The organism is Paenibacillus sp. (genome assembly GCF_035645235.1).
In the GTDB taxonomy this organism is placed as follows: domain Bacteria; phylum Bacillota; class Bacilli; order Paenibacillales; family YIM-B00363; genus Paenibacillus_AE.
In genome coordinates, this window is record NZ_DASQMZ010000035.1 from 1 (window position 1) to 8483 (window position 8483).

Annotated in this window: 6 protein-coding genes; 5 read left to right on the forward strand and 1 reads right to left on the reverse strand. The window is 65.7% G+C overall.

Annotated features, from left to right (window positions below; translation table 11 throughout):
* The 5 genes from VEZ38_RS03385 to VEZ38_RS03405 all read left to right on the forward strand — a co-directional run.
* Positions 1-502 (forward strand): phosphogluconate dehydrogenase C-terminal domain-containing protein (locus VEZ38_RS03385; RefSeq protein WP_324891940.1); only part of this gene is annotated, 502 nt, incomplete at its 5' end.
* A 16-nt stretch (positions 503-518) separates the two neighbouring features.
* Positions 519-1568 (forward strand): Gfo/Idh/MocA family oxidoreductase, encoded by a 1050-nt coding sequence (locus VEZ38_RS03390; RefSeq protein ID WP_324891941.1) that lies wholly within the window; start codon positions 519-521, stop codon positions 1566-1568.
* Between the two features lie 16 nt (positions 1569-1584).
* Positions 1585-3396, forward strand: coding sequence for a hypothetical protein (locus VEZ38_RS03395; protein ID WP_324891942.1), 1812 nt, complete (start codon positions 1585-1587; stop codon positions 3394-3396).
* Between the two features lie 42 nt (positions 3397-3438).
* A complete protein-coding gene (locus VEZ38_RS03400) occupies positions 3439-6612 on the forward strand; it encodes a glycoside hydrolase family 2 TIM barrel-domain containing protein (protein WP_324891943.1) in 3174 nt (1057 codons plus the stop codon).
* A gap of 58 nt (positions 6613-6670) precedes the next feature.
* Positions 6671-7681 (forward strand): DUF3231 family protein, encoded by a 1011-nt coding sequence (locus tag VEZ38_RS03405; protein WP_324891944.1) that lies wholly within the window; start codon positions 6671-6673, stop codon positions 7679-7681.
* Positions 7682-7760: 79 nt separating this feature from the next.
* Here VEZ38_RS03405 and VEZ38_RS03410 read toward each other — a convergent pair whose 3' ends face one another.
* Complete coding sequence (locus VEZ38_RS03410; protein ID WP_324891945.1) at positions 7761-8333, reverse strand: FAD-dependent oxidoreductase; 573 nt, start codon at positions 8331-8333, stop codon at positions 7761-7763.
* Positions 8334-8483: the final 150 nt, after the last annotated feature.

An 8483-nucleotide genomic window follows, 5' to 3' on the forward strand; every position in this document is an offset into this window, starting at 1 on the left:
CAACGACGAGACGACGCCGGAGGCGAAGCGCGACTTCTTCGGCGGCGTGGCGGCGAAGCAGGCGATCGTGTGCGCGCTCATGCAAGGGCCGGAGGAGCACTATGCGGTCGCCGAGGCGGTGGCGCAGGCGATGTACGCCCCGATTTTGCGCACGCACCGCATTACGGTGGAACAGATGGCGATGCTCGAGCCGACGATGGCGGAGACGATCTCGTCGATGATGGTGACGGTACTCGGCGAGGCGATGGACGAAGCGGTGAAGCGCGGCGTGCCGTACGAGGCGGCGAAGGACTTCATGCTCGGTCATATCAACGTGCAGCTCGCGATCGTGTTCGAGAAGACGAATCCGTTCTCGGACGCCTGCCTCGTCGCGATCGAATACGGCAAGAAGGCGATGCTGAAGGACAACTGGCGGGACCTGTACAACCCTGAGAAGGTGTACGATCAGATCGACGTCATGCTGCACCCGGAGAAGCTGCCGGCGAAGCTCGAAGAACTATAAGGAGGAGCGGGAACCCATGGCGAAAAGGTGGAAGGTCGGTCTCGTCGGCACCGGCTTCTGGTCGGAGAAGCATCTGAAGGCGTGGAGCCGGATCGAGGGCGTCGAGATCGCCGCGCTGTGCAATCGCAGCCGCGCGAAGCTCGAGGAGAAAGCCGCGGAATTCGGCGTGCCGGACGACCGTTTGTATGGTACGATCGAGGAGATGCTGCAGGACGCCGACATCGACGTCGTCGATATCGTGACGGGCCCGGAGACGCATCTCGAGTTCGTGACGAAGGCGGCCGCGGCCGGCAAGCACATCATGTGCCAGAAGCCGTTCGCGCCGTCGCTCGAGGACGCGGAGCGGATGGTCGCCGCGGCGAACGCGGCGGGCGTGCGGCTGATGGTGACGGAAAACTGGCGCTGGCTCATGCCGTTCCAGCTCATCAAGCGCGCCTTGGACGAGGGCGCGATCGGCAAGGTGAAGACGGCGCGGTACGTCCACACGGACTATTATACGCCGCGCATGGCGCCGGGCGTCGCGCTGCCGCAGCCGTTCTTCCGGGAGATGCCGAAGCTGCTGTTCTACGAGATGGGCGTGCATTGGTTCGACACGTGGCGTTTTCTGTTCGGCACGCCGAAGCGGCTGTACGCGGAGACGACGACCGTCTCCCCTTATATCGTCGGCGAAGACGCCGGCATCGTCGCGCTCGGGTACGACGACTTCTACGGCTTCCTCGACATGAGCTGGGCGACTCGCCAGAAGCTTGATCGGCCGCTCGGGGACAGCGTGCAAGCCGTGCATCTGGAACAGATGTCGATCGACGGCGAGCTCGGCACGATCAAGCTGTACACGAACGGCCGTATTACGATCGTGAGCCGAGACGGCGCCGAGGAGCGCGTGCTGGCGGAGTCGACGACGCTCGATCACGAGGAGAGCCACGTCCGGCTGCAGTCGCATTTCATCGACTGCTTGAACACTGGGGCGGCGTTCCAGACGAGCGGCGAAGACAATCTCGTCACGCTGCGCATGACGTTCGGCACGTACGAGAGCGCGGCGACGCATCGGGCGATCTTTTTCGAATGAACGGAGGCGGGGCGTTATGTTGAAGCAAGAGCTTCGCGCGGGGCCGATTACGGCCGTGCTCGAGGACGGCACGCTCCGCTGGCTGAAGGTCGGGGGCGTCGAGGTCGTCCGACAGGTGTACGTCGCGGTGCGGGACCGGAATTGGGGCACGGTGCTCCCGAAGTTCACCGTCTATGACGTGCGGCAAGAAGCGGACGCGTTCTTCGAGGCGCGTCTTTCGGCCGAGACGGTCCGGGGCGACATCGACTATGCCTGGGACGGCGTCGTGACGGGAACGGCGGACGGCGTCGTGACGTTCCGGATGCGGGGGGAGGCGCGTTCCGACTTCCTTCGGAATCGGATCGGCTTCTGCGTGCTGCATCCCGATACGCTCGCCGGCGAACCCGTATCGGTAACGACGCCGGACGGCGCGCTCGAGGGGGCGTTCCCGGCGCGCATCTCGCCGCACCAGCCGTTCTTCGCGATCCGCTCGCTGCGCCATGGCGTGCCCGGCGTACCGGGCGCCGCCGTCGAGATCGCCTTCGAAGGCGACTTATTCGAGATGGAGGATCAACGCAACTGGACCGATGCGTCGTTCAAGACGTATTGCACGCCGTTGTCGCGGCCGTTCCCGGCGCAAGTGCGACGCGGCGACGTCGTGGAGCAGTCGGTGACGATCCGCGCGATCGGTGCGACGACGCCGGTCGGCGGGACGGGCGCTGCGCAAGCGGACGGGGGCGCTCGCGAAGCGCCGGCGCTGCTGCGGGCGGAACGCCAAGCCGTCGGCGCGCTGCCGCCGCTCGGTGCGTTGTACGACGCGGCCGAAGACGGGCCGATCGGGGAGGAAGCGGCGCAACTGTTGAAAGCGCTCCCGATCGATTTCTTGTACACGTCGATCTCGCTGGACGACGCGGACGGTTGGGAGGCCGCGGCGGACGGAGCCGCGCTTGCCGCGGCGACGCTCGCGCTGCCGCTCGCGGTCGCGACGACCGCCGCGTCGGACGCGGCGGCGGAGCGGCTCGCGGCGTGCTGCGCGCGGCTCGCCGGCTCCGGCGCGGCGATCTGCGCGTTCGCCGCATTCGGGCCCGGCGCCGTCACGACGCCGGCGATCGCGCAGGCGGCCCGCGAGGCGCTGGCCGCCGCAGGGCTTGCGGCCGTGCCGCTGCTCGGCGGCTCGCGCGCGAACTACGCGGAGCTCGGCCGCGCCGCGCATGCCGGGACGCTGCCGTTCGAGCGGCTCGACGGGGTGTGCTTCGCGATGAATCCGCAGGTGCACGCGTTCGACGAGGCGTCGATCCTGGAGACGCTGCCGATGCAGGCGCTCGCCGTGGCGAACGCCCGCGAGCTCGCGGGCGGCGCGCCGATCCACGCCGGGCCGGTGACGTTCACCCAGCGGGTGAACGCGGCGGCGACCGGCGCCGTCGGCGCGCGCGCGCACGACCCGCGGGAGCGGGGACGCTTCGCGGCGGCTTGGACGCTGGGGAGCATCGCGCGGCTCGCGGCGGCGGGGGCGGCGTCGATCGTCTACGGCGACGCCGTCGGCCCGAGCGGGCTCGTCGCGCAAGGCGCGGACGGCGGCCCCGCGCTGCCGAGCGCCGCGTACCGCGAGCTGTTCGCCGCGCTCGCGCCGTTCCGCGGCGCCGCGCTCGGCAAAGTCGCCGGCGACGCCGCAGACGTGGCGGCGCTGGCGCTGCTCCGCGACGACCGCATGCGCGTGCTCGTCGCCAACCTGAGCGCCGCGCCCCGCGAGGCGCGGTTGACGGCGCTCGGCGCGGTCGCGCCGGGGGAGGCGAATCGTTTCCGACTAGAGCCTTACGAAATCAAGCCGTTCGATCTCGCTTATGAATAGTTCTAGCAACCTAATACGTTGACCCGTGAGGTGTTGATGCCGATGCAACGATATACGCCGCCCGCGAACGGGTACCCGGAGTGGAACAACAACCCGGAGATTTACGAAGTGAACCGCATGAAGGCGCACGCGACGCTGATGCCGTACGATTCGATCGACGCGGCGCTCGCCGGCGATCGGTACGCTTCGCCTTATTATCGATCGCTCAACGGAACGTGGAAGTTCCGGTACGCGGCGCGTCCGGACGAGCGGGAGAAGGACTTCTACCGCGCGGACTACGATACCGCGGCCTGGGACGACATTCCCGTGCCGTCGCATTGGCAGCTCCAGGGCTACGACGCCCCGCAATACACGAATATCAAATACCCGTGGGAAGGCAAGGAGACGCTCGATCCGCCGTTCGCCCCGTCCGAATTCAATCCGGTCGGCTCGTACGTCCGCACGTTCGAGGTGCCGGACGCTTGGGCCGGCAAGCCGGTGCATATTAGCTTCCAAGGCGTGGAGTCAGCATTCTATGTATGGCTGAACGGGCATTTCGTCGGATACAGCGAGGATACGTTCACGCCGTCGGAATTCGAGCTGACGCCGTATCTCGTCGAAGGCGAGAACAAGCTGGCGGTCGAGGTATACCGTTGGTGCGACGCGAGCTGGCTCGAGGATCAGGATTTCTGGCGGCTGTCCGGCATCTTCCGCGAGGTATATCTCTACGCGACGCCGGCGCTGCATGTGTACGACTTCTTCGCCGCGGCGACGCTCGACGGGAAGTACGAGGACGGGAACCTCGCCGTGAAGGCGACCGTCGTTCGCGCGGCTAGCGCGCTCGGCGGCGGCGCGAACCCGGCGGCGAAGCTGGAGGCGGCGTTGTACGATAAAGACGGCCGCATCGTGCCCGCGTCGGAGGCGTCGCTCGCCGTCGCATTCGAGGGCGACAACGGGGAATGCGAGCTGTCGTATGCGCGGACGATCGAGCGGCCGCGCCAGTGGAGCGCGGAGCATCCGCACTTGTATACGCTGGTACTCGCGCTTCGCGGCGAGGACGGCGCGCTGATCGAGGCGGTCAGCTGCCGCGTCGGCTTCCGCACGTTCGAGATCGAGGGCGGGCTGCTCAAGATCAACGGACGCCGCATCGTGTTCAAAGGCGTCAACCGCCACGAGTTCCATTGCGACCGGGGCCGCGCGGTGACGTACGAGGATATGCTCGCGGACGTGAAGCTGATGAAGGCGTTCAACATGAACGCGGTGCGCACGTCGCATTATCCGAACCACCCGCTCTGGTACGACCTGTGCGACGAATACGGCTTGTACGTCATCGACGAGACGAATCTCGAGACGCATGGCTCCTGGTTTTACGGCCAGCAAGACGAGGGCGGCGCGCTGCCCGGCAGCAAGCCCGAATGGCGAGACGCCGTGCTCGACCGCGCGAATTCGATGCTGCAGCGGGACAAGAATCATCCGTCCATCGTCATGTGGTCGCTCGGCAACGAATCGTTCGGCGGCGACAACTTCCTCGCCATGCGGGACTTGCTGAAGGCGGCGGACCCGACGCGCCTCGTCCACTACGAGGGCGTTACGATGTACCGCGACTCGGATGCGGCGTCCGACGTCGAAAGCCGGATGTACTCGAAGATGCCGGACCTGTACGAATACGTAGAAAACGACCTCCCGAACAAGAAGCCGTTCGTCCTGTGCGAATACGCGCACGCGATGGGCAACTCGCTCGGCAACCTGCATAAGTACGTCGATCTGTTCTACGAATATCCGATCCTGCAAGGCGGCTTTATCTGGGATTGGATGGACCAAGCGCTGCGCAAGGCGACGCCGGACGGCCGCTCGACGTACCTCGCGTACGGCGGCGACTTCGGCGACTTCCCGAACGACGGCAACTTCTGCGGCAACGGCCTCGTCTTCGGCGATCGCGCCGTCTCGCCGAAGCTGCACGAGGCGAAGGCATGCTACCAGAACGTCGCCTTCGAGATCGAGGACGCGCAGCGCGGCGCGTTCCGCATCGCGAACCGGTTCCTCTTCACGAATCTCGAAGCGTACGATCTCGTCTGGACGCTGCTGCGGAACGGGGAACCGCAGACGCGCGAGACGTCGTCCGTCGCGCTGGCGCCGGACGCGCAGGCAATCGTGCGCCCGCCGTTCTCGCTGCCGGAGCGCGCGGATGCCGGCGAAGAGTACGTCTTGACCGCGAGCTTCGTTCTGCGAAACGACGAGCGATGGGCGAGCGCCGGCCACGAGGTCGCGTTCGGACAGCTCGCGCTCGCGCTGCCGATCGTCGAAGCTTCGATCGAAGCGGTCGCCGCGGCCGCCGACCGAGCCGCCGGCGCTCCTCTCGCGGTCGCGGAAAACGCGGTCACGCTGCAAATTTCCGGCGCGAATTTCTCCGTCTCCTTCGAGAAGCGCGGCGGCAACCTGTCGCGCTACCGCTATGAAGGCCGGGATCTCGTGACCGTTCCGCCGGCGCCGAATTTCTGGCGAGCGTACACGGACAACGACCGCGGCAGCCTCCATCACGTCCGCTGCGCGCCTTGGCGTCTCGCCGGCGCCGCGCGGCGGCTGAAGTCGTTTCGCAGCGAGTCGTCCCCCGAAGCCGTCGTCGTCGAGGCCGTCTTCGAGCTTCCGCTGCCGACCATGTCCGCCGCCGCCTCGAAGCCGACGGTGGCGCTGCGGTATACGGTGCGTCCAGACGGCGAAGTGACGGTGAGGCAGACGCTGTCGCCCGGCGAAGGGCTCTCGGAAATTCCCGAGATCGGCATGCTGTTCGTGCTCGACGGCAGCTTGGACCGGATCCGGTGGTACGGCAACGGGCCGCAGGAGACGTATTGGGATCGGATGAACGGCGCGAAGCTCGGCGTCTACGAAGGCGCCGTCGCCGATCAGCTTCAGCCGTATTTGCGGCCGCAGGAGAGCGGGAACAAGACGGAGGTGCGCTGGGCGACCGTGACGGACGACGCCGGTTTCGGCTTGCGCTTCGCGGGCGCGCCGACGATGGAGTGGAGCGCGTTGCCTTACACGCCCATTGAGCTCGAGAGCTGCAGCCACCCGTACCAGCTGCCTGCGTTCGGCGGCAAGACGGTCGTGCGGGCGAACTACCGGCAGATGGGCATCGGCGGCGACGACAGCTGGGGAGCGAAGGCGCATCCGGAATACACGCTGCCGTCGGACCGGACGTATACGCATGAATTCCGATTCCGCGGCGTGTCCGCCACATAAGTTCGCCGTCCCGGGGACACCATAGCCGTGAAACCTCTCAGGAGTGGAGTGAACAGCGATGAAGGATGCGTCCTACACCCCTTTGGCGTCCTCGGAAATCGGATTGTTGTGGATGACGTACCAAGAGAAAACGATGTCGCGGCAAATGCTGCGCTACTTCGCGCACCATGCGACGAGCGCGGACGAGAAGGCGCTTCTGTCCCGCGTTCTCGGCGAAGTAAGCGGCTTCGTCGACCGCATCCGCAGTCGATTCGTGGACGAAGGAGTCGCCGTCCCGGTCGGCTTCGGGGACGGGGACGTAAACGTCGAAGCGCCCGCCCTGTATACCGGGTTGTTCGGCGTCTCCTTCGTCCGGCTCTTGGCGAAAATTACGAGCGGCCTTAGCGCGCTGCATCTGACCATGGCGTACCGCGAGGATATACGGTCCATGATTCAGGAGATATCGGCGCTCTCTCAACGCGCATACGGCGACGCAACGGGGCTGCTGCTCGCGAAAGGACTCATCTCCCGTCCCCCGATCGTGACATCGCCGGACGAGCCGGATTTCGTGAAGGATCTCGAGTATATGAATGGGAAGAGCATCTGGCGGAAGGCGCGTCCGCTCAACCTCGTCGAGACGGCGCATCTGTACCAGCAAATGGAGACGAACGCCTTCGGCTTCGAGCTGATGACGGGCTTCGCGCAAACGGCCGCGGAGCCCGACGCGAGGCGGTATTTCGAATCCGGCCGCGAGCTGGCGAGAGAGACGGTCGACATGATCCAGTCGATCTTCATGGAGAGCGACATGAATCCATCGCCTGCGCCGTCCGCTCGCGCCACGGAATCGACGACGCCGGCGTTCTCCGACAAGCTGATGATGTATTGCACGAACATTCTGACGAGCTTCGGCCTCGGCGGCAACGCGCTCGGGACCACCTTCAGTCTTCGGAGCGACCTGCCGCTGAAGCTGATCGGGTTGATGACGCAGGTATACCATTTCGCCCAAGCCGGCGGCAAGCTCATGATCCGCCACGGATGGATGGAAGAACCGCCCCAAGCGGAAAATCGCCGCGAGCTCATCCGCGCATAGCCGCGCAAAAAAGGAACCCGCAGCCGAGCGTTACGCCCGGCGGGGTTCCTTTTTCCATGTTACTATCTTTCGTCGTTGCTTATGCCTTCGGCTTGATGACGTCGTGATCGACGTATCGTTCGCCGTTCAGCTCGCTGATCAGATTGATGGCGACCTTCGCGCCGTCGCCGGCGGTGATGACGCCGTGCATGCTGACGCCCGCGACCGTACCTGCCGCCCAGACGCCCGGAACGTTCGTCCGGCCCGCGGCGTCGACCTCGAAGATGCTCTTGATCCGCGGCTCGGTGCCCGGCGCCGTCTTCGCCCCGAGCTTCTCCCCGAGCTCGACCGAGAGGCCCGTCGCGAGCACGACATGCTTCGCTTGGAAGCTCGCGCCGCCGGCCGTCGCGATCGAGAACCCGCCTTCGACGGCGGCGATGTCCGTCGCTTCGTCGAGGATGTATTCCGCGCCGAGCTTCTTCAGCTGGGCGATGCCGATGTCCACGAGCGTAGGGCCGTCGATTTCCATAATGCCGTAGAAGTTCTCGAACCAAGCCCGTCGCGTGACGCCCTTGTCGCTGTCGATGACGACGGTGCTCTTGCCTGCCTTCGCCGTGAAGATCGCGGCGCTTGCGCCCGCCGGACCGGCGCCGATGATGGCGATATCGTACATGAGTGTTGCCCCTCCCGCATGAAGTTTGATAGATAACTAGTTTCCATTATGCAGAAGTTTCATAACTTAATCAACTTATATGTTAAATAATTAACGGGTTAAGCGTAAAGCTCGCGCTCGATCTGGCGCACCAACGTCGCGAGCGTAGGG